Below are 21,681 nucleotides of genomic sequence, written 5' to 3'. Positions count from 1 at the left end.
ACATTAATTGCACTTGACGGTGATTTATGCGTATGAGGAGAGGAATGGAACTGACGAAGGAACACCTGGAGAGAATCAAGGACAGCCTGCCGGTGGAGCGGGGCAATGTGAGCATTGATGTGCTGAGCTTTCTAAACGGGGTGCTGTATGTGGCGGAGAACGGGTGCAAATGGAGGAGATTGCCGGAGAGGTTTGGGAACTGGCACACGATCTACACGCGGATGAATCGCTGGAGCAAAAGCGGAGTATGGGACCGGGTGTTCGAGCGGCTGCAGAAGGAAGGGCTGGTGCATCTGGAGCTGAAGGTGGTGTCGCTGGACAGTACCAGCGTGAAGGTCCACCCCGATGGGACCGGGGCGGAGAAAAAAACGGGCCTCAGGCGATCGGCAAATCACGAGGAGGCCGGAACACCAAGATTCATCTGGCTGCCGCGAATGATGTCCATGCCCTCGGCTTCCGCCTCTCGCCCGGGCAGAACGGCGACGGACCCGAGGGACGCGAGCTGATTGGCGAGTTGGGATGCCCGAGGCATGGATGCGCCCTGGCCATGGACATGGCCTACGAAGGCAACGAAACCCGCGGCTTGGCCTGCCTGCTCGGCTTCAAGCCTGTCGTCCCGCCCAACCCGTTGCGTCGAAAACCCTGGAAACTCAACCAGGCGCTTTACCGCCAGCGCAACCACGTCGAGCGCCTCTTCCGCCGCATCAAGGGCTTCCGTCGCGTCTTCACCCGCTACGACAAGCTCGATGTCCTCTTCCGCTCTTTCGTCTCCTTCGCTCTCTCTTGGCTACTCCTCAATAGTGCTAACAGGTCCTAGGGGAATCCGAGGGGAAATCGCTGGCGGCCCCGGCGGCGCTGGTTTCGCAGTTCAAGCAATAGCGTCCGAGGGTGATTGTGTTATCATCATTCACGCCTATCCAGCCGGAGCGGTAGAAGCGGCCCTCCTTGCCATAGACTGAAGAGAACCCAGGGCGCATGCGAAAAGAGCCGCCGTTGGGATGTCCGCGCATGCCGTTCAGCGCGGCGACGAGCCAAGGGAGTTTTTTGCCGTTGGCGCGGATGAGAGCGCACTCATAGAGATGGGTGATGGCGAGATCGGCGGCGCATTCGAGCGATTTTTCGTACCAGTTTGGGCCGTGGGACATGTAGGCTTTCGTGAGGAACTTCACGATGACGAGCTGCTCGTCATTGTGATTGGCGAGAGCCGAGATTTTGTAACGATTATCAAATTGCCGGTCGTTTTTGTGAAAGGGTGTGCCGGCCATGCGCTCATTGAAATCGTCCGATGTTGCGCCGACGCCGGCCGGCGAGAAAAAGCGTTCGATGGCTTCGTCTTGGATGAATATGAGCTTCGAGGGCAAATCGAGCCGCGGACTGAAAATAGCAGGGCAGGCTTCCTCGTAGAGCGTGATGATTTGCTCGGCGTTCCTGACAACATCGGCGACAAATTTCCTGTCATTGAGATTGGAAAGAATTTCAAAATGCGCCGATTGCGCGTGTGTCCAATAAAAGCGGGCGGCGCGCACTTCGATTTTTTGCATTATCACCACGTTGTTGTTTGGGGCGGGGGCGGAGTCCGCCGTTTGCGCGGACAGTCGTGTCGCACCGTGTGTGAGCATCAACGCCAGAAAAAGCGCCAGCCCGGCAATGATGGAGACCGGCGGGAGCAGGCTCTGCTTCTTGCCATTGGGAGGATCAATGGAAATTTCACCCGGAAGATATCCGGCCCCATGGCACGTGGAATCTGTTGAGTGTGTTTTCATTGATATCTGTCCTTTTTAAGGACCCTTATCGATTTTGGGAATATTGCCCATAATTCTGATGCACAGCATGGCGCAAATAGCCACGGTCCATGGACAGTTAGATAAGCATAGCAATCGCATCGCGACGGCTTCGCAGGAGCTCAGTCCTCCAAAAAATCTGATGCTGGTCACTGACGGCGTTGAAATCGCATCAAAAAAGCGCGCCCTCGGGAGGCGCGCTTTTTGGGGGTCAAATAATGCTTTCCGTTGCGCGGATCAGCCGTCGATCTGGACGACGTCGGGCTCGAAGTTCACCGCGAGGCGGTAAACGTTGCCCGGACGCATGATGAGCGGATGGTCGCGCAGGAGGAGCTGGAGATAGTGAATCTTGCCGTAGTTGGTGCGGTAGATGGGATCGTTGGTCACAACCTCGGTCTCGCGCCAGACGGCTTGGAAGTCGTCCTTCTGCACGGTGCAGCGGTGGCCTTCCGCTCCGAGGGCGAGCGAGCCGGCGACGCGGTAGCGGGAGTGCGGCGCGGCGATCGCGATCATGTAGCGGAATTTGTCGAGCGTGACCTGCTGCTTCACCGTGTAGGCAAACTCGGCGCTGATCTTCGGGCCGGCAAAGTTCCACTGGACTTTCACGCTGCCGAGGCCCTTGAGGATTTCCTCCTCGGTGGTGATGAGCTCGGGTTGCTCGTAGCGGAAGTAGAAGCTGTTGCGGAGGCCGAGGCCGGTGACGCAGTTTTTGCCGTAGAAGGCGGGCACCGTGACTTTGTCGCCAAAGGTCAGCTCGGGGACGAGGATGGGCGCGTAGTGGTTGTTGGGCCAGTCGAAGACGCCGGGGCAGTGCGGGAAGGGCAGCACGTCGCTGGCGGGTTTGCCGGCGGAACTGACGAGCGGGATCTGGGCGTGGAGGCCGCTGGCGGCGTCGCGGTAGAGGAAAAGGCCCTGTTCCTTGCGGTTGGACTTGTCGAAGATGACAAAGCGGCCGACGGTGCGGGGCGCCTCGGGCTTGGCGGGCGGGCCGCTCATCTGCACGGTCTTCGCAAGGCGCGACCACTGGCAGAGGTAGCGGGCGGCGTCGAAATTGGCGATGCGCGTGGTGTGGTGGTTGTTGGCGTCGCGCTCAGTGTCGCGGAGGTCGAGGAAGCCGTGCTCCTGGTCGAGGTAGGTCTGGTAGAAATAGAGGAAGATGCGGCGGAGGAGGTCGAAGTATTTGCCCTTCTGGTCCTCGGCGATCCAGCCGTCGCGGAGGGCCTGGAGGATGAGGCTGATGCAGTGCATCTGGCCGTAGGCGCCGGAGGCGTTGCCGAAGGCCCAGCCGAGCCCGTCGGCGCGGACGAGGTCGGGCATCATCTTGATGTATTTCTCGGCGTAGGTGCGAAGCGTGGGGAGCTTGCGGTCGCGCACGCCGGAGTTGGCGTGAAGCTGGAGCGCGGAGCGGGTGAAGACGAAGCTCATCACGCCGTAGAGGTTGAAGTTGCCGCCGATGCCGGAGGGCGCGGCGTCGTCGAAAAAGCCGGTGGAGCTGGTCTGGTTGATGCGATCGACCATGCGCTCGATGAGGCGCGAGGTCTCGTCCTTCTTGGAGAGGCCGAAGGAAAAGCGGGCGACGGCCTTGGCGATGTTGAAGGACTGCCAGTGGTTGTCGTAGTCGGAGCGGTGGAGGAGCTGCTTGTCGATGCGCTGGCGGGTTTCATCGACGAGGCGCTCCCATACGAGGTTGCGCTCCTTGGAGGGGCCGAAGCAAAGGAGGCCGAGGGCGGCGTAGGCGAGGCCGTTCTCGGCGGCGGGCTCGGTAAAGACCTGCGCGGTGACGCAGCGCGCGGTAAGGTCAACGAGGTCAACCCCTTTCAGGGTGGTGGCGCCGGTGGCGCGATAGTATTCGCCGAGCGCGAAAGCGACGTGGCCGGGCTCATCGAGGCGGGGGGACTCGCCGGGGACCGGGGCAATGGTGCCGTCGGGTTGGATGGAGTCCAGATTGTGGGCCAGCATGGAGCGGGCCATATCGAGACATTGCTCGGAGAAGCTGTGCATGAAGGTGTTTTACTTGGAACGAACTGGCACCGGCGCACCGCGCGCGCGGCGGGAAAGGTAAGTTCTGCCAGTAGAATGCTGGACGGCGCAAGAGGGAAGTTTCGGGTTTTTTTGAACGCGAATCTTCACCAACAGACGCCAGACCGCCTTTTTAAGCCGCTTCCCGCGTGGTTTCGGCCGTTTTCAACGCCACTCGTGCCGCGGATAGCGCCGCGAGAGTTCCGCCTTTACCTTCGGATACATGTCGCGCCAGAAGGCCGTCAGGTCGTCCGTCACCTGGATCGGGCGCTGGTTCGGCGCGAGCACCTCGATCTTCACCGGCACGCGGCCGTGGCCGAGCGTGAACCTGCCCTCCACGCCGTAAAGCTCCTGTATCCGCGCGCTCAATACCGGCGGGCCCTCCTTTTCGTAGCGCACGCGCGAGCGGCGTCCGTTGGCCATCACGATGCGCTCCGGCAGGTAGTCGTCGAGCACGGCGAGTTGCTCCGCCGTCAGCCAGTCGCGCAGCACGGGCATGACCGGCTTGTCCTTCACGCCGCGCCAGCTCGTCTCGCCATAACAAATCTGCTCCACCAGCGTCGCGCGGTCGGCCTCGGCGAGCACGTTGACCTCCAGCTCGGGAAACCACTCCGCGAGGCGGTTCACGCGCGTGATCCACTGCTCGACGGTTTCGTCCCACGCCTCCAGCTTGATTTTCCCGGCCAGCACCTGCTGCGTGAGCAGCGCCGCCGCCGCGTCCGGCGGCACGTCGTCCGCGCTCGCCCTGGCCTCCAGCACGAGGTCGCGGAAACGCCGCTCGCGCCGCGCGATGACGCGCCTGGCCGACTCGTCATACACGACGCCCGACGCCTCGAAATAATCCCCGGGAAACAACTCCCGCAGCCACGCCTCCTCCACCGCCGTCGCGAGGCTGAGCAGCACGTTGACCTCGCCGCCGCGCCCCTCGACCTCGCTCACCTCGGCGGCGACGAGCAGCGGCGCCTGCTGCATCGCGCTCTCGCGGGCCAGCATGCCGCGCCGCTTGTGCACCAGCTCGCAACGCAGCGTGCCCGCGTCGAGCCGTTTCGCCAGGTAGTCGGAAAACCCGGCCAGCACGCACTTGCGCACCGCCGCGCCGTCCACGCGCTTCTCGGCGATGTCGAGCCCCTCGCGCTCCGCGATGTCGAGAAACTGCGCGAACAGCGGCCCGACCTGCCGCGCCCCCTGCGCGTGGAGGCCGAGACGCCGGCACGCGTCGAGCGCGTAGCGGTTGTTCTCCGCGAAACGCCATGCGCGCATCAGCAGGAAAAAATCCGACTCGCGCTCCTCGCCGAGGATTTCCTCGCGCGCCTCCTCGACCGCGCGCGGCACGCCGCGCAGCAAAAAATTCCGCCCCTGCGTGAGCGCCGCCATCAGCGCCACCGGCCGCACGCAGCCGCGCGCATCCGCCTCCAGCAGCATGCGCGCATAACGCGGATGCACCGGAAACCGCAGCATGCGGCGGCCCGTCTCGGTGATTTTCGATTCTCGATTCTCGATTCTCGATTGAGGCGCTCCCGCGCCGCCGGACAGCCTGTCTTTATCAATCGAAAATTGAGAATCGAAAATCGAAAATTCCTCCACCGCGCCGAGGTCCGCCAGCAGCATCTCCGCGCGCTCCAGCCCTTTCGCGTCCGGTTTTTCCAGCCACGGGAAACCGGCCACGTCGTCGATGCCGCTCGCCTTGAGCGTGAGCACCACCTCCGCCAAATCCAGCCGCCGCACCTCCGGCAGCTCCTGCGGCGCGCGCTGGCCGTGCTCGCGCTCCGTCCACAAACGCACGCACACGCCCGGCGCCGTGCGCCCGGCGCGTCCGGCGCGCTGGTCGGCGCTCGCCACCGAGATCTTTTCGATGAGCAGCGTGTTGATGCCGCGATGCGGATCGAAACGCGCCATGCGCGCCAGCCCGCAGTCGATGACCACGGTCACGCCGTCGATGGTGAGCGACGTTTCCGCGACGTTGGTCGAAACGATGATCTTGCGCGCGTCGTAACGCGCCACCGCGCGGTCCTGCTGCTCCGGCGGCAGTTCGCCGTGCAGCGGAAACACCGCGAAATCGCGCAACTCCCGCCGCCCCTGAATCGCCTGCACCGTGCGGCTGATTTCATAGGCGCCCGGCATGAACACCAGAAAATCCCCGCCGCCAGCGGCGGCGTCCCCCGCCTCCGCCACGCGCGCGCACTCGCGCGCCGCCACGTCCCACACCGGCTCGCTGTCGAAGTTGACCGCCTTTGGCAGGTACTCGACGCGCACCGGAAAACTCCTTCCCTCCGAGCGCAGCACCTCGCACGGCGCGAGATACTCGCGCAGCAAGCCCGCGTCGAGCGTCGCCGACATCACGATGATTTTCAGGTCGGGCCGCGCCGCCTGCTGAATCTGCAATGCCCGCGCCAGCGAGATGTCGCCATACAAATGCCGCTCGTGAAACTCGTCGAACACGATCGCGCTCACCCCGCGCAACGACGCGTCAAACGACATCTGCCGCAGCAAAATCCCCTCGGTCACGAACCGGATGCGCGTGCGCTCGCCGAGCCGCGATTCCAGCCGGATTTGGTAACCCACCACGTCGCCGAGCGGCGAGCCCATTTCCTCCGCGACGCGCTTCGCCAGCATGCGCGTCGCCAGCCTCCGCGGCTGCAACACGACCACCTCGCCGGCATCACCGAGCAGTCCGTGCGCGAGCAGCATCTGCGGGAGCTGCGTGGATTTTCCCGACCCGGTCGGAGCCTGCACGATCAGCCGCCCCTGCGCGCGCAGACTGGCGACGACGGCGTTTTCGAGTTCGTAAATCGGGAGTTCGCGCGGAGACGGCATGGGAAAAGCCGGTGACATTGAAACGTCCGCGAGCGCGTGACAACCCTCCGTGCAACGCCCGATTCTTTCTCTTTCCTCTTTATCTTTCTTCTTTCTCTTCTTTGCCCCGGCCGGTCCGGAGAAAGATAAAGATAAAGAGGAAAGAGAAAGATTTTTTGACTCACTCCCCTTCCCTTTTCGCCCAGCGTCCCGCGAGCGCGCCGCAGATGATGAGTTGCAGCGGGTGATAAATCATGATCGGCAGCAGGATCATGCCGAGGCCCGGATTGCCCGCGAAAATGATCTGCGCCATCGGCACGCCCGAGGCCAGCGACTTCTTCGAGCCGCAAAACACCGCCGCGATGCGGTCCGGCGGCGTGAAGCCGAGCCGGTTGCACACCGCGCCCGTCGCAAACAGCACCGCGTAGAACACCGCGCCCGCCACCACGACCGCGAACACGAGCGTCAGCCAGCCGTGCTCCGACCACACGCCCCATTTCACCGAGTCGCAAAACGACGTGTAGACCAGCAGCAGGATCGTGCCGCGATCGACCTTGTTGATGAGCGATTTGTTGCGCCCGGCCCACGCGCCGAGCAGCGGCCGCAGCGCCTGCCCCGCGACCAGCGGCAGCACGAGCCACAGCACCAGGTCCAGAATCACCGGCCCGAGCGGCAGCGAATGCCCGCCGGTCTTCAACAGCCAGCTCATCCACAGCGGCGTGAGCACGACGCCGATCATGCTCGACAGCGTCGCGTTGAACACCGCCGCGGGCACGTTGCCGCGCGCGGCCGCCGTCATCGCGATGGACGACGACACCGTCGAGGGCAGCGCGCACAGGTAAAAAATCCCCGTGCGCAGATTGCCCGCCACGTGGTCGCCCGCGAGCCAGAGCAGCAAAATCCCGAGCAGCGGAAAAAACAAAAACGTGCACAGTTGCACCACCAGATGCAGCCGCCATTTCAACGCGCCCGATTTCAGCGCCGCGAACGACAGCGCCAGCCCGTGCAGGAAAAAGATGAGCGCCACGCCCGCCTTGGTGAGAATCTCCGGATGCATCCATCCGCCCTCCGCGCCCGGCCCGGGAAACAGCCACGCCAGCGCCGTCGCGACGCCCAAGCCAATGAGAAACCAGTCGATTTTGAAACGCGAGAGCCGGCCCATGCGGAAGTTTTTTATTTTTTGAACAGAAGGAAATGAAGAAAATGAAGAAAGCGGCTGCGCCGCCAGTTTAAGTTGAAGCCAGGAAGCGGAGATTTGGACCCAGGGGATGTTCAAAAATTAACCGCGAAGGACGCGAAGAGCGCGAAGATGGAAATACGGCAATCATGGTTTTTAATAAGATTTCCGCGTTTTTTCAGTCTTCGCATCCTTCGCGTCCTTCGCGGTAAAAGGGATTTTTTAGAAGCTCCTCCACCGCTTGGCCGTCCTTCGTTGTCTCCGTTTCCTTCTGTTCAAATTTTGTTTTTTCCAAACTTGCGCATCACCATCCCCGCCAGTTCCTCGCGGTCCTCCACGCGCAGCAGCCACACCAGCGCGCCGTAAACCGCCACGCCCGCCGCGATCATCAGTGCCAGCCCGGCCGCGTCGGCCCACTTCGAGCCCTCGCCCGCGCACGCCGCCCATGCGCGCCAGCCGCCCCACACCAGCGCGCCCATCGCCGCGCTCGCCGCGATGATTTTGCCGAGGTCGCGCCGCACGAAACGAAACGCCAGCCGCTCCTCCGCCGCCGTCAGCCGGACTTGCAGGAACAACGCCTGCGCCACGATCGCCACGCTGCCCGCCGCCGCCAGACCCGCCGTCCCGAACCGCCGCATCAACACGAGGCTCAGCGCCAGGTTCACCACGAAGCTCAGCACCGCCGCGACCACCGGCGTCCGCGTGTCCTTGCGCGCGTAAAACGCCCGCAGCATCAGGTTCACGAACGAAAAAAACGGCAGCCCCGCGGCGCACACCGCCAGCACCGGCGCCATCGCCAGCGTGTCTCCGGCGGCAAACGCGCCGCGTTGAAACAGCACGCGGATCAGCGGCACCGCCAGCACCGCCAGCCCGGCCGCCGCCGGCACGTTGACCAGCAGGATCAGCCGCATCCCCTTCTGATAAGCCGCCGCCATGCCCTCCGTGTCGCCCTGCGCCGCGCGCCGCGAAATCAACGGAAAGACCACCGTCGAGACCGCCACCGCAAACACGCCGATGGGCAGCTCCATCAGCCGCTGCGCGAAATTCAGCAGCGCCACCGCGCTGTCGTTGAGCGACAGCCCGATGAAACGCGACACGGTCATGTTGATGAGATAAACCGCCGAGCCCAGCACCGTCGGCGCCATCAGCCGGAAAATCGCCCGCACCGGCCCGCTCAGCGCCAGCGCGAAACGCGGGCGCCATCCGTGGCGCATCAGCGCCCACGCCGGCAGCACCATCTGCCCCGCGCCGCCGACGAGCACGCCCGCGCACAGCACCCGCATCCGCGCGCTGTCCGCCCCTCCCGCCTCGCCCGGCCAGCATTTCCAGCCGATGACCAGCGCGGCGATCATCGCGACATTGAGCCAGACCGGCGACACCGCCGGCTCCAGGAAGCGCCCCAGCGTCTGTAGTGCCGAACTGAATACCGCGGCCAGGCACACGAAGACCAGATACGGGAAAAGCACCACCGTCATCCCCCCGCTCGCCAGCCAGCGCGCCACCGTGTCGTCATCGCCGCCGAACGCCCGCGCCGCCGCCTCGATCCACGCCGGCTGGCTGAAAAACACCATCGCCGCCCCGACCACCGCCGCCGACACCACGAGCAGCCAGCTCGCCACCTCGTTGACCAGCCGGAACGCCCCCTCGCGCTGCCGCCGCTCCAGCTCCTCGTTGAGCGTCGGCACAAACGCCGCCGTCAGCGCCCCCTCGCCGAGCAGCCGCCGAAATAGATTGGGCAGTTGAAACGCGGTGAAAAACGCCGACAGCAACCCGCTCGTCCCGAACACCGCCGCCGTGAGGCTGTCGCGTACGAGCCCGAGCACGCGCGACGCCAAGGTGGCCGCCGACACCACGGCGACCGAGGCCATTTCGAATTTGCGCAGGTTTTTGTCCACGTCCGCCCAAACTATGTCCCCGTCCGCCCCCGCCCAGGCAATCTTTCTTCTTGGTTCTTTCTCTTTCCTCTTTCTCCTCTCCCTGCTCGTTCCTGCCGAAAGAGAAAGAAGAAAAAAGGGAACAATGAGGAAACCAATCGGGCCTCCGCCCTTTGTTACAATATTATGAAGCGCCCCGGCATTGACGCTTTGGCGCGGTGCGCCCACCCTCTGCGCTTCGAGACATCATATGCCAATCATCCCCAAACTCACCGAAAAACTCCAGCGCCACCCCAAGCGCATCGTTTTTCCCGAAGGCAACGACCCTCGCATCCTGCAAGCCGCGCGCCAATGGGTAACGCGCCGCATGGGCGCGCCCATCCTGCTCGGCAACCGCGCCTCCATCAAGGCCACCGCCTCCCGCCTCGATCTCAACCTCCAAGGCATGCGCATCATCGACCCCGAGCACAGCGAGGATTTCGAACCCTTTGCCCGCCAGCTTGCCGAGCTGCGCCAGGCCAAGGGCATGACCCTCGACCAAGCCCGCGAAACGCTCAAGGACACCAGCTATTACGGCACCATGATGCTCGCCGGCAGCCAGGCTGACGGACTCGTCGGCGGCGCCACCCGCACCGCTTCCAGCGCCCTGCGCCCGCTCTTTCAAATCATTCCCAAACATGAGCATGCGCAGACCGTCGCCTCGCTCACCATCATCGACTTCGACGAGCACAAGATCGGCAGCGACGGCTCGCTCTTCTTCGCCGACTGCGGCGTCATCCCCGAGCCCACCTCGCAGCAGCTCGCCGACATCGCCATCACCACCGCCGGCATCGCGCACCACCTCACCAACGAGACGCCCCGCGTCGCCATGCTCAGCTGGGCCACGAAAGGCGATTCCACACACCCCTCGCTCATCAAGATGCGCGCCGCCACCGAACTCGCCCGCGCCAAGGCCCGCGCCGCCAGCCTCGCCATCGAGATCGATGGCGAACTCCAGGCCGACGCCGCCCTCGACCAGATCACCGCGCAGACAAAAAATCTCACCGGCCCCGTCGCCGGCCGCGCCAACGTCCTCATCTTCCCCGATCTCGCCAGCGGCAACATCGCCTGCAAGCTCGTCAACATCCTCGCCGGCTCGAACGCGTTCGGGCAAATCCTCACCGGCCTGAGCCGTCCCGCCGCCGAAATCAGCCGCGGTTCCAGCGCCCATGACGTCTTCGGCGCCGCCGCCATCGTCGGCTGCCAGGCCATCAACAGGGAACTGCTTTATGGAGGATGAAACTTCCTTTTGGTTCGTCGCTATTTTCGATGAAAAGTCCGATTATTTTAGTCACAGAGTTCACGGAGCGCGGACACAGAGGACACGGAGGAAGTTCAAAATCAAACCTCTGTGGACTCTGTGTCGGAGCTCTGTGTGCTCTGTGACTTGGTTTGGCTTCTTTGCCATGAAAAACAGCCATCAAAATAGCGAGGAACCCTTCTTTTTGGGATTTCGTGATTCAGGATTTCTACCACCCGCCACACACCACTGACATGTCCGAAGAACCGACACCGCCCGCCGTCCCCTCGCCCAACCCCTTCAAACAACCGCCGCTCCCGCTCCTGCACAAACCCACCAACACCGAGACGAAGCGCATCTTCGTCGCGGCCACGCGCATGAACGACGGCAAGACCACCACCTGCCTCGGCCTCTACGCCGCGCTCCAGTCGCTCTATCCCCGCGTCGGCTTCATCAAGCCGGTCGGCCAGCGCTTCGTCGATGTGGGCGGCCTGCAAGTGGACGAGGATTCCTACCTCCTCGATGTAATCTACCAGGTGCGCGTGCCCATCGAGAGCATGAGCCCCATCACCATCGACAGCACCTTCACGCGCCGCTACCTGAAAAACCCCGACAAGCTCCGCCCCGAACTCGAGGACAAGATCTGCCGCGCCTTCGACCGCGTGTCCTGGGAAAAGGATTTCACCCTCATCGAGGGCACCGGGCACGCCGGCGTCGGCGCCGTGTTCGACCTTTCCAACGCCAGCGTCGCCCGCCTCCTCAACGCCAAGGTCGTCATGGTCACCCCCGGCGGCATCGGACGCCCCGTGGACGAGATCGCGCTCAACAAGGCCCTCTTCGACCAGGCCGGCGTGGAAGTCATCGGCGCCATCCTCAACAAGGTCGAGCCGGACAAGATGTCATTGATTTCCGAATACGCCGGGGCCGCGCTCAAGCGCCACGGCGTCCCGCTCCTCGGCGTGCTCCCCGTGCAATCGATGCTCTCCACGCCGAGCATCGCGCAAATCGCGGAGGAAATCGGCGGCAGGTGGCTCAACGGCCGCGCGGGCGCGCACAAACACCGCGCCGAGCGCGTCATCGTGGGCGCGATGACCGCGAAAGGCGTGGTCGAGTATCTCCGGCCCGGCGTGGTCATCATCACGCCCGGCGACCGCGACGACATCATCCTCGCGGCGGTGTCGAGTTCGCGCCTCTCCGGTGAAAAAACCATCGCCGGCCTCATCCTCACCAACGACATCCCGCCGCACCCGACGCTCCTCGACCTGCTGGAGCAGACCGACATCCCCGTCATCGCCGCGAAACAGGAATGTTTTGCCATCACCTCGAAAATCCACGGCATGACGGTGAAGACGCAGCCGCAGGACACGGACAAGATCCCCGTCATCAAACGCCTCATCACCGACCACGTGGACCTCGGCCAGTTGCTCTCGGCCTTCTGAGGCCGCGGCAGCGGCCAGTTTAAGTTGAAGCCAGCCGCGCGCGGTGTGCGCCGGCCGGCATCCGAACCGCAACGGGTGTGCGTGAAACGCGCTCCCGCGTCACATTTCTCGCCGATTTCACGCCGGCTTCATACTCGCTTCATGCAGCGTGCCCATGCTTCACGTCGTATGGCCGGACTCCATCGCATTGCCGCCCTTTTGTTGCTCGCCGCCCCCGGGTGTATCGCGCCCGCCGCCACTTGGACGCACGACGCCTACGTCTGGCAGCGCCAGCCCTCGCCCGCGCTCGATGCCGCCATCCACTCCTCACGCGACCACATCAACACCTGCTGCTTCCTTGCCTCCGAAATCTCATGGCACGGTGACGCTCCCCGCATCTCCCGCCCGCATCTCGACCATGCCACGCTCGCCGCCCTTGGCAAACCCATCGCTCTCGCCCTCCGTATCAATCCTCTCCCTCCAAAAACAAAACCCGCCGACCACGCATCCCAAATTGCCTCCGAAGCCGCCGCCATCCTCTCCGCCGCCCGCGCCGCCGGAATCGTCCCCGTTGAACTCCAAATCGACTACGACTGCCCCGGGCATAAACTCGCCCGCTATCGCGAACTTCTCTACTCCCTCCGCGCCACTGTTGGCCAAACCCCGCTCACTTTTACCGCGCTGCCCTCATGGTTGAAACACGAGGAGGATTTCACCGCGCTTGCCCGCGAAGCCGACGGCTTTGTCCTCCAAGTCCACTCGCTGGAAAAACCCGCGTCCATCGACTCCGCCTTCACGCTCTGTGATCCCAAGCTGGTGCTCGCCTGGGCGCGCCGGGCCGACGCCCTCGCCGCCCGCGCCGGGCCCTCCGGCGCGCGTTTCCGCGTCGCGCTTCCCACCTACGGCTACACGCTCGGCTTCGACACCGGGGGCCGTTTCATCGGCCTCGCCGCCGAAGCCCCTCGCGACTGGCCCGCCGGCACGCGACTCCGCGCCGTTCGCGCCAACCCTCGCGAACTCCAGTGCCTCGCCCGTGAACTCTCCGCCGAAAACCTCTCCCACCTCGATGGCATCATCTGGTTCCGCCTCCCCGTCGCCGGCGACCGTCTCGCATGGAACGCCGAAACCTTCGCCGCCGTCATCCAAGACATCCCCATCGTCTCCCAACTGTCCGCCGAAATCCACCGCACCCAGCCCGGCCTAGCGGAAATCGTCATTGTCAACCGCGGCCAGACCGCCGAGCCGCTCCCGCAAACCTTGCGCGTCATCTGGACACCGGGAGGCCGCGCCACGGCATGCGATACCCTCGCCGGTTACTACTGTTATTATGATCTTCCCAAGGACAATGTCCTCTTTGTTTACCGCCACTCCCCCGCCCCCGCCGAACTCGCCCCCGGACGCAGCCGTGCCATCGGCTGGCTGCGCTTCGATTTCCCAGATGAAAAAATCGCATCCGCATTCTCAATCCATGCAACCATTCCATAAAGGGCCCTTGCGCGCCGCGTTCATCCTGTGCGCGCTGGCGGCGGCAAACGCCCGCGCTTGCGGCCCCGATTTTCCCAACGCCTGGCTCGCCGAGGGCAGCGTCAGCCTCCTCTCCGCGCCCGAAGGCTACTTCGCCGCCGAGATCGCAAAACTCGCGCCGCCGGACAAGGACACCGGCCGCGCCAACCCAAACGACGCCCTCATCATCGCCGCCAACGCCGCCAAGCGCGACGGCGAACTCACCGAGACCGGCGTCCTCCGCCTCGAACTCGCCAAACGCGGTTGCACCCCCGCGCGCATTGACGCCCTCGCCGCCGAACTCGAAGCCGCCCGCGCCGCGATCTTTGCGAAAGCCTGGAAAACAACGCCGCATTTTTCCGACGACATGCCCGCCGAGTTCGCTCTCTACCTCAAAGGCGCCTTCGCCTACTGGAAAGACGACTTTCCCGTCGCCCGCGAATATTGGACGCAACTCCTCGCCCTCCCAGCCGGCGAACGCCGCCACTACACCGTCAACGCCACTTACATGATCGGACGCACCCTCAACCCCGATAACCGTGAAGAACGCGTCCTCTATTATCTGGATGATGAAAAACGGGCCATGCTCGACTCCATCAAATGGCTGCGCCAGACCCGCGAAGCCGCCGCCGCCGGGTTCGACGACATTTCCTTTCTCGCCCAGGCCAGCCTCGGCTGGGAGGCGCGCGCGTGGTTCATCAACGGCGACCACGCCAAGGCCATTCACCTTTATCTCGAACAATGCAAAAACGGCGACGACACGCGCGCCACCGAATCGCTGCGCATCGTCGTCCGCTCCCTGCTCGAATCCTCCGGCTGGGGCGACAATCACACAAACGAGGACGGGGACACCGGGGCGGCCGAGCGCCTCCAAGTCCTCGCCCGTGACGAACTCTCCCGCCGCGTCGTCACGCTCTATCTCCTCGCCCGCTTCGGCACGAATCCATTCTGGGACAACGGCGGCGCGGAAAAACGCATCGAGCGCCAGTCCCGCGCCTGGGCCGCGGCGCTGGAAAGCGCCGGCCTGCGCGACGTGCCCGACGCCGACCGCATCGCGTGGCTCGCTTATCAAGCCGGCTTCTTCGACATGGCGCAAAAATGGGCCGCCCTCGCTCCCGGCGATTCCGTCCCCGCAAACTGGATACGCGCCAAGCTCGCCCTCCGCGCGGGCGATGCCGCCGCCGGAGAGCAACTGCTCGCCACGGTGACGTCCAGCCCCGCGCTCATCGGCGAGGCGAGGCCCGTCGCCTGGGCCGAACTGGGCCGCGTGCGCATGGGCCGGGGCGAATTCGCCGGCGCGCTCGACGCCTTCATGCACGGCGGACATTGGGAGGATTCCGCCTACATCGCCGAACGCGTGCTCACGCTCGATGAGCTGAAACAGTTCGCGACCCCGCGATGCGCGCAGGCAGCGGAGGCCAACAACAGGCGGTTCGTTTCGGTCGCCGTGGAGCGCAAGGAGGAAGACGCGCAAACGCTGCGCGACGCGCTTCGCCACCTGCTCGCACGCCGCCTGGCCCGCGCCGGCCGGACGGACGCCGCCAAAGAATATTTCCCCGAAACCGTGCGCCGGAATTATGAGGATTACGTGTCCGATGTACGCGCCGGTTTCGATAACGCGCTTTCCTCTGACGAACGGGCGGAGGCGTTCTGGCGTGCCGCGAAAAACATCCGCGAAAACGGCATGGCGCTGCTCGGCACGGAACTGGCGCCGGACTATTTTATCTGGGACGGCAGTTTTGAATGGAGCCGGATAGCCGACTCGCGGCGCACTGCATTGCGGCTCGAAAACGGTCCCGGCGCGCCCACGCCGGATGAATTGGAACGGCTCGAAAACGCAAGGCCGCCCGAAAAACGCTTCCATTACCGCCTCCGCGCCGCCGAGCTGGGCTGGTGGGCGGCATCACTCATGCCGAACGATTCCGACAAAACCGCGCACATTCTAAACACCGCCGGCGGCTGGCTCAAAAACCGCGCCCCGAAGGAGGCGAACCGGTTTTATCAAGCGCTCGTCATCCGCTGCGGCAACACCAGCCTCGGCAAACAGGCTGCGGCCCGAAATTGGTTTCCGGAGGAAAAAGCGGAGACAGTGGTGGAGTCCGCCCCGTAACGATGCGCATCACGCATGCCCGCTGACAGAATAGAGATTCGGCCATCCGGGCCGATGACCGAATCACTGCGGGTGCACATGAAAGACCTCCCGCTCGCTTGCTTTGACTTCACTATCAGCCGCGCCGCGGCCCTAAAACAGCTTGAGATGGAGGCATCCGGCGCATTGCACTAGGCGCCGCCATGATTCCCTCCAGCGCCTCCATCCGCCAAAGGCTGCTGCCCATCGCGCTCAGCCAGATGGCGGGGCTGGCCTGCGGCATTGCCGGCGTGCGCATCGCCACCCGTCTGGTCGCCCCCGATGATTACGGGGCGTATGGCGTGTTTGTTTCCTGCGCGCCGCTCGGCATGTGGGTCGTGCATGCGGGATTGGTCAAGTTTGTCGTCCGCTATTGGGCCGGTTCGCCGGACCGCGCGGGACTGAGGCGCGAGGTGACCGCGGCGGCATGGAAAAAACTGCCTTGGCTCGCGCTGGCGGTTGGAGCCGCCGCGGCGTTTGTCCCCGGCGGGACGTGGTGGGGCACGGCGGGGTTGCTGTTCCTCGCGGCGTCCGCGCTCGTGTTCGCCGCGCTGGGACAGGGCGCGTTGCAGGCGCAGCGCTCGCATTGGGCCGACCTCGGCGTCACCGTGACGGGATCGGTCTCGCGCTCCTTCGTCCCGCCGTTGTGCTACATGGCGGCGGGCGGCTCGCTGGCGGCATTGCAGGCGGGATTCGCCGCGCACGCGCTGGTGTTCGCGGGCGCGGCATGGTGGGCGTCGCGCGCCGGATGCCGCGCATCCTCCTCCGCCGCGCCCGCGGAACGGCAGCCGGGGCACCAACTGACGCCGGTCTTTGCAGGCCCGCTGTTTGTCGTGCTGGCGCTGGCATCGTGGATCGCGACGGCGGCAAACCGCTGGATCATGGCCGGCTTCTTCGACGCGGAGCGCGCGGGCTTTTTCACCCTGGCGGGAAATGTGTCGATCATCGTCACGTCGATGCTCGGCGTGGTTTTTGTCCAATATTTCCAGCCGTCGCTTTTCGCGTCGCCCTGCGTGACGGCGGACGAACGCCGGGCGCTGGCGGGGCGGATTGACCGCGTGGCCGCCGGCTACACGGTGTGCGCGCTGGCGGGGCTGGGCGTATTGCATGCCGTGGCTCCGTTTCTGGTGGGACCGCTCATCGCGGAAACCTATCGCGGGGCGCTCGGCATGATCGTGCCCGCGGGCTGTTTTCTGGCCGCGCTGCTGACCGCGCAATTCTTCCATATCCTGCTGCTCGCCGGGCGGCGCGAACGCGCCTGCGGCCCTGTGGATCTGGCCGGCACGGCGGTCCTCGTCGGCGGCGGCATCGCCGCCGCCGCGCTTGGCGGCGAGACGTGGTTTTTGCGCTGGCTGCTCGTCACGCCGGCCGTCCCGTGGCTGCTCAACCGCCCGATGGCGCGCAAACGGCTGCTGGCGGGACGGGATGAAATCAGGAGCTAAAATTCAGGAATTAAAAATGCGCGCCACCGCACCGCCGGTTTTTGAAAGGCGCCTTTAGTTTCAACTTCTTAATTTCTAATTCCTGATTTTTAATTCCTAATCTCCGCTTCGAGATGCTTCATTTTTTTCTCACACGATTCTGGCAGACCTGTCTCGCGATCTTCGTCCTCGTCACGCTCACGTTCTTCATGTGCCGATTCGCGCCCGGCGGCCCTTTCACCGCCGAGAAAGCCGTCACCCCGGAAATCGAAGCCAACCTGAAAGCCCACTACGGCCTCGACAAGCCGCTGGCCTCCCAATACGCCGATTACCTCTGGAGCCTCTGCCCGAAACGCTTCGCGCCGCGGAAGCTCTTCCCGGACTTCGACTTCAACGCCGCCTTCGGCATCGATTTCGGCCCGTCCTTCAAATACCCCAACCGCACCGTCAACGAAATCATCGCCGACAAACTCCCCGTCTCCATCCAGCTCGGCGTGCCCGCGCTCGCCATCGCCCTCCTCGTCGGCATCACGCTCGGTGTCGTCGCCGCCGTGAACCGCAACACCTGGATCGACTACGCCGCGTCGGCCTTCGGCATGGCGGGCATCTCGATACCGACCTTCGTGGTCGGCCCGGTCATGGTGCTCGTTTTCGCCATCCACATCCGGCTTTTCAATGCCTCCGGCTGGTATTCGCTCTCCGACCGGGTGCTGCCCTGCCTCATCCTCGGGCTCGCCTATGCCGCGCCCATCGTGCGCCTCACCCGCGGCGGCATGCTGGAGGTGCTCAGCCAGGATTTCATCCGCACCGCCATTGCCAAGGGCGCGTCCCCGGCGCGCGTCATCTGCAAGCACGCGCTGCGTGGCGGCCTGCTGCCCGTCGTTTCATATCTCGGCCCGGCGGTGGCCAACATCCTCACCGGCTCGTTTGTGATCGAGACGATTTTCCAGATCCCGGGCCTCGGACGCGAATTCGTGAACAGCGCCTTCAACCGTGACTACACCCTCATCCTGGGCACGGTCATCCTCTACGGCCTGCTCATTTCCTCCCTCAACTTCCTCGTCGATATCGCGCAGGCATGGATGGACCCCAAAGTGCGGCTGGAAAGCTAGAACGGATGTTTTGAGAAAGAGAAAGAATCGGGACAAAAAACAAACCTATGAAATAGCCACAAAGAGGCACAAAAGGCACAAGATGGAATTGTTTTTCTTTGTGATTCTTGTGCCTCTTTGTGGCCATTAAAACCGAACGAGAAATCCCGCACCGCACCCATGTCCGCCGCATCTCCCATCCCCGCCACGCCGGCAACCGCCGGGCCGGTCGAGAAAGGCCGCTCGCTCGGCCTCGATGCCTGGCTGCGGCTGCGCAAGAACAAACTCGCGATGGCCGGCCTCGTCACCCTCGTCATCCTCGTGCTGCCCTGCCTCTTCGGCCCCGCGCTCAGCCCCTACGATTACATGGAGCAAAACCTCGATCTCGGCGCCGCCGGCCCGAGCGCGTCGCATTGGCTGGGCACCGACGACCTCGGGCGCGACCAGCTCGTCCGCATCCTCACCGGCGGGCGCATCTCGCTCATGGTCGGACTTTGCGCGACGTTTGTCGCCCTCGTCATCGGCATCACCTACGGGGCCGTCGCCGGCTACTTCGGCGGCAGGCTCGATGCCGCCATGATGCGCGCCGTGGACATCATCTACTCGTTCCCCTTCCCCGTCTTTGTCATCCTGCTGATGACTTTTTTCGGGCGAAACATCTACCTCCTCTTCGCCGCGATCGGCGCGGTCGAATGGCTCACCATGGCGCGCATCGTCCGCAGCCAGGTCATGGCGGTGAAACGCATGGAGTTCATCGAGGCGGCCCGCTCGCTCGGCTTCGGCAAACGTCGCATCATCTTCCGCCACATCCTGCCCAACATTCTCGGCCCGATCATCGTTTACATCACGCTCACCATCCCGTCGGTCATGCTGTTGGAGGCATTTTTGAGCTTCCTTGGCCTCGGCGTGCAGCCGCCCATGAGTTCGTGGGGCACGCTGATCAAGGAAGGCGCCGAGAAAATGGAGGAATACGCCTGGCTCCTTGCGATTCCCGGCTTCATTTTCTCCCTGACCCTGCTTTCGCTCAATTTCCTTGGCGACGGCCTGCGCGACGCGCTCGACGTCCGCTCGTCCAAGGACTGACCCCGGCGCATCGGCCGATTCCGCCCTAAAAAAATCTATTCGCCCCGCCACATCCGATCTCACACGGTTTTCGTCCGTCCAGCAGAACCCTCCCGCATGAAGCGATTTCTCCCGTATTATTCCCTGCTCCGCGCCGTCATCTGGCCCTTCATCGCGGCCATCCTGTTCGGCGTGGGTTACGGCATCGCCAGCGGTTTCGGCCTGCCGTTCATGATCAACAAGGTCCTGCCGGCGCTCTTCCCTTCCGAAACCGGCCAGCTCGCCCGGCTCGTCATCGTCTCCGACGAAAAATACGCCTGGCTGCCCAACATCATCGTCCCCGCGCAATACGTCCTTCTCGTCGCCGTCATCCTCCTGCCCCTCACCTTCACCATCCGCGGAGTCTGCCAGTTCTGCAATGTTTACCTGCTCAACTACGCCGGCATCCGCGTCCTCGAGGCGGTGCGCACCCGCGTCTTTTCGCACCTGCAAACCCTGCACCTCGACTTCTTCCGCAAGCACAAGTCCGGCGACCTCATCAGCCGCGTCTCGGGCGACACTGCGCACGTGAAGTCCGTCATCGTTGACACCACCAACGACATCCTCATCCAGCCCTTCACCTTCATCGGCGCGCTCTTCTACATCGTCTGGATCGCGGTTCACGAACCCGGCACCGTCTATTTCATCGCCAGCCTGCTCGCCGTTCCGATCGCCGTCCTGCCCATCCGCATGATCGGGCGCAAACTCCGGCGCAAATCCCATTCCATGCTCGCGCAGGCCGGCAACCTCAACGCCATCCTGACCGAGAGCATCCAGTCCCCCCGCGAAATCCGCGCCTATAACCTCGAAGAACGCGAGACCTCCCGCTTCCGCGACGAAGTGCGGAAGTTTTTCCGCCAGCAGATGAAAGTCGTGAAATACGACAAGATGCTCTCCCCCATCATCGAGATCATCTCCGCCACCGCCATCTCCATCGCCATCTACCAGCTCCACGAGACCGCCATCACCCAAAGCGCGGTCGTCTCGCTCATCGCCGCCCTCTACTTCGCCTACGAGCCCGTCAAGCGCCTCGGCGGCATCAGCAACCGCATCAAGCAAGGCGAGGCCGCGCTCGCCCGCATCGAGGAAATCCTCTTCGCCCCCGTCGAGGTCGCCGAGCCCGCCGCCCCGCGCCCCATTCCCGCCGGGCGGGGCGAGGTCGCGTTCGAGCATGTCACCTTTGGCTACGACGCCGGCGCGCCCGTGCTCCGCGATGTCAACGTCACCGTCCGCTCCGGCGAGACCATCGCGCTCGTCGGCCCCAGCGGCGCCGGCAAAACCACTTTCATCAATCTCATCCCGCGCTTCTACGACGTCGGCTCCGGCCGCGTCCTGGTCAACGGCATCGACGTCCGCGACGCCTCGCTCGCCGATCTCCGGCGCCGCGTCGCCCTCGTTTCCCAGCAGCCCATTCTCTTCAACGACACGATCTACAACAACATCCTCCTCGGCAAACTCGACGCCACCCGCGACGAAGTCGAGGAAGCCGCCCGCCGCGCCCATGCCCTCGACTTCATCCACGCGCTCGAGCAGGGATGGGACACCGTCGTCGGCGAGCGCGGCGACCGCCTTTCCGGCGGCCAGCGCCAGCGCATCGCCATCGCCCGCGCCTTCCTGCGCGACGCGCCCATCCTCATCCTCGACGAGGCCACCTCCGCGCTCGACTCCGAATCCGAGGCCAAGGTGCAGCGCGCCCTCGACGAACTCGCGCAAGGCAAGACCACGTTCATCATCGCGCACCGCTTCAGCACCATCCGCAACGCCGGCACCATCCTCGTCTTCGAGGAGGGCCGCATCCTCGCCGCCGGCCCCCACGACCGCCTCCACCGCGACTGCCCCGCCTACAAGGCGCTCTACGACCGCCAATTCCAAAGCCCGCCCGCCGCGGGCAACCCGGACAGCACAGCCGCGCACCAAGACTCACTGTGAAGCCGGATCGCGCGAGCTTCCCGCGGGCGCGTTACAAGAGGCCGTCCCTTATAGTATTTTCTCTCAACATTGGCTCCAAATGGTAGGGCGAGGCGTCCCCGCCGAGCCGCGGCTCAGCCGGAGGCCTCGCCCTACCGGCGCTGTCGCGCCAATGTTAAATGAAAACA

General features: G+C 64.3%; 14 protein-coding genes. 9 read left to right on the top strand and 5 right to left on the bottom strand.

Features of this window, described 5'->3' with window-relative positions:
* Nucleotides 1-44: 44 nt before the first annotated feature.
* A protein-coding gene (locus OH491_RS21230) for an IS5 family transposase (protein WP_145928461.1) occupies nucleotides 45-817 on the top strand; the annotation gives its coding sequence in 2 pieces (ribosomal slippage) (nucleotides 45-360 and nucleotides 360-817; 774 coding nt in all).
* Here OH491_RS21230 and OH491_RS21225 read toward each other — a convergent pair.
* The 5 genes from OH491_RS21225 to murJ all read right to left on the bottom strand — a co-directional run bounded on the left by OH491_RS21225 (nucleotide 804) and on the right by murJ (nucleotide 9,665).
* Nucleotides 804-1,763 (bottom strand): hypothetical protein, encoded by a 960-nt coding sequence (locus tag OH491_RS21225; protein ID WP_068772541.1) that lies wholly within the window; start codon nucleotides 1,761-1,763, stop codon nucleotides 804-806. The genes OH491_RS21230 and OH491_RS21225 overlap by 14 nt on opposite strands.
* Nucleotides 1,764-2,018: 255 nt before the next feature.
* On the bottom strand, nucleotides 2,019-3,782 hold the full coding sequence (locus OH491_RS21220; RefSeq protein WP_334319643.1) for a hypothetical protein: 1,764 nt from the start codon (nucleotides 3,780-3,782) through the stop codon (nucleotides 2,019-2,021).
* Nucleotides 3,783-3,965: 183 nt separating this feature from the next.
* Nucleotides 3,966-6,614: an ATP-dependent RNA helicase gene (locus OH491_RS21215; RefSeq protein ID WP_068772543.1), complete on the bottom strand. Its 2,649-nt coding sequence runs from the start codon at nucleotides 6,612-6,614 to the stop codon at nucleotides 3,966-3,968.
* 160 nt (nucleotides 6,615-6,774) lie between these two features.
* Nucleotides 6,775-7,755 (bottom strand): bile acid:sodium symporter family protein, encoded by a 981-nt coding sequence (locus tag OH491_RS21210; protein WP_068772689.1) that lies wholly within the window; start codon nucleotides 7,753-7,755, stop codon nucleotides 6,775-6,777.
* 290 nt (nucleotides 7,756-8,045) lie between these two features.
* Complete coding sequence (gene murJ, locus OH491_RS21205; RefSeq protein ID WP_342750675.1) at nucleotides 8,046-9,665, bottom strand: murein biosynthesis integral membrane protein MurJ; 1,620 nt, start codon at nucleotides 9,663-9,665, stop codon at nucleotides 8,046-8,048.
* A 229-nt stretch (nucleotides 9,666-9,894) separates the two neighbouring features.
* Between murJ and OH491_RS21200 the strand changes: the two genes are divergently transcribed.
* The 8 genes from OH491_RS21200 (at nucleotide 9,895) to OH491_RS21165 (ending at nucleotide 21,514) form a co-directional block, all read left to right on the top strand.
* Entirely contained in the window at nucleotides 9,895-10,923 is a 1,029-nt protein-coding gene (locus tag OH491_RS21200) for a phosphate acyltransferase (RefSeq protein ID WP_068772544.1), read from the top strand.
* Between the two features lie 254 nt (nucleotides 10,924-11,177).
* Entirely contained in the window at nucleotides 11,178-12,362 is a 1,185-nt protein-coding gene (locus OH491_RS21195; RefSeq protein ID WP_084442594.1) for an AAA family ATPase, read from the top strand.
* 168 nt (nucleotides 12,363-12,530) lie between these two features.
* Nucleotides 12,531-13,826 (top strand): DUF3142 domain-containing protein, encoded by a 1,296-nt coding sequence (locus OH491_RS21190; protein ID WP_068772545.1) that lies wholly within the window; start codon nucleotides 12,531-12,533, stop codon nucleotides 13,824-13,826.
* Nucleotides 13,810-15,954: a hypothetical protein gene (locus OH491_RS21185; RefSeq protein WP_145929057.1), complete on the top strand. Its 2,145-nt coding sequence runs from the start codon at nucleotides 13,810-13,812 to the stop codon at nucleotides 15,952-15,954. The genes OH491_RS21190 and OH491_RS21185 overlap by 17 nt, the downstream gene beginning before the upstream one ends.
* Nucleotides 15,955-16,136: 182 nt before the next feature.
* Entirely contained in the window at nucleotides 16,137-17,414 is a 1,278-nt protein-coding gene (locus tag OH491_RS21180; RefSeq protein WP_068772547.1) for a lipopolysaccharide biosynthesis protein, read from the top strand.
* A gap of 113 nt (nucleotides 17,415-17,527) precedes the next feature.
* Nucleotides 17,528-18,505, top strand: coding sequence for an ABC transporter permease (locus OH491_RS21175; protein WP_068772548.1), 978 nt, complete (start codon nucleotides 17,528-17,530; stop codon nucleotides 18,503-18,505).
* A 159-nt stretch (nucleotides 18,506-18,664) separates the two neighbouring features.
* Entirely contained in the window at nucleotides 18,665-19,567 is a 903-nt protein-coding gene (locus tag OH491_RS21170; RefSeq protein ID WP_068772549.1) for an ABC transporter permease, read from the top strand.
* Nucleotides 19,568-19,663: 96 nt separating this feature from the next.
* A complete protein-coding gene (locus tag OH491_RS21165; protein WP_068772550.1) occupies nucleotides 19,664-21,514 on the top strand; it encodes an ABC transporter ATP-binding protein in 1,851 nt (616 codons plus the stop codon).
* The last annotated feature ends 167 nt before the right edge of the window (nucleotides 21,515-21,681 follow it).

The sequence above is a fragment of the Termitidicoccus mucosus genome (assembly GCF_038725785.1).
GTDB lineage: Bacteria > Verrucomicrobiota > Verrucomicrobiia > Opitutales > Opitutaceae > Termitidicoccus > Termitidicoccus mucosus.
The sequence above is the reverse complement of the archived record's forward strand: the minus strand, read 5'-3'. Positions and strand labels throughout refer to the sequence as shown.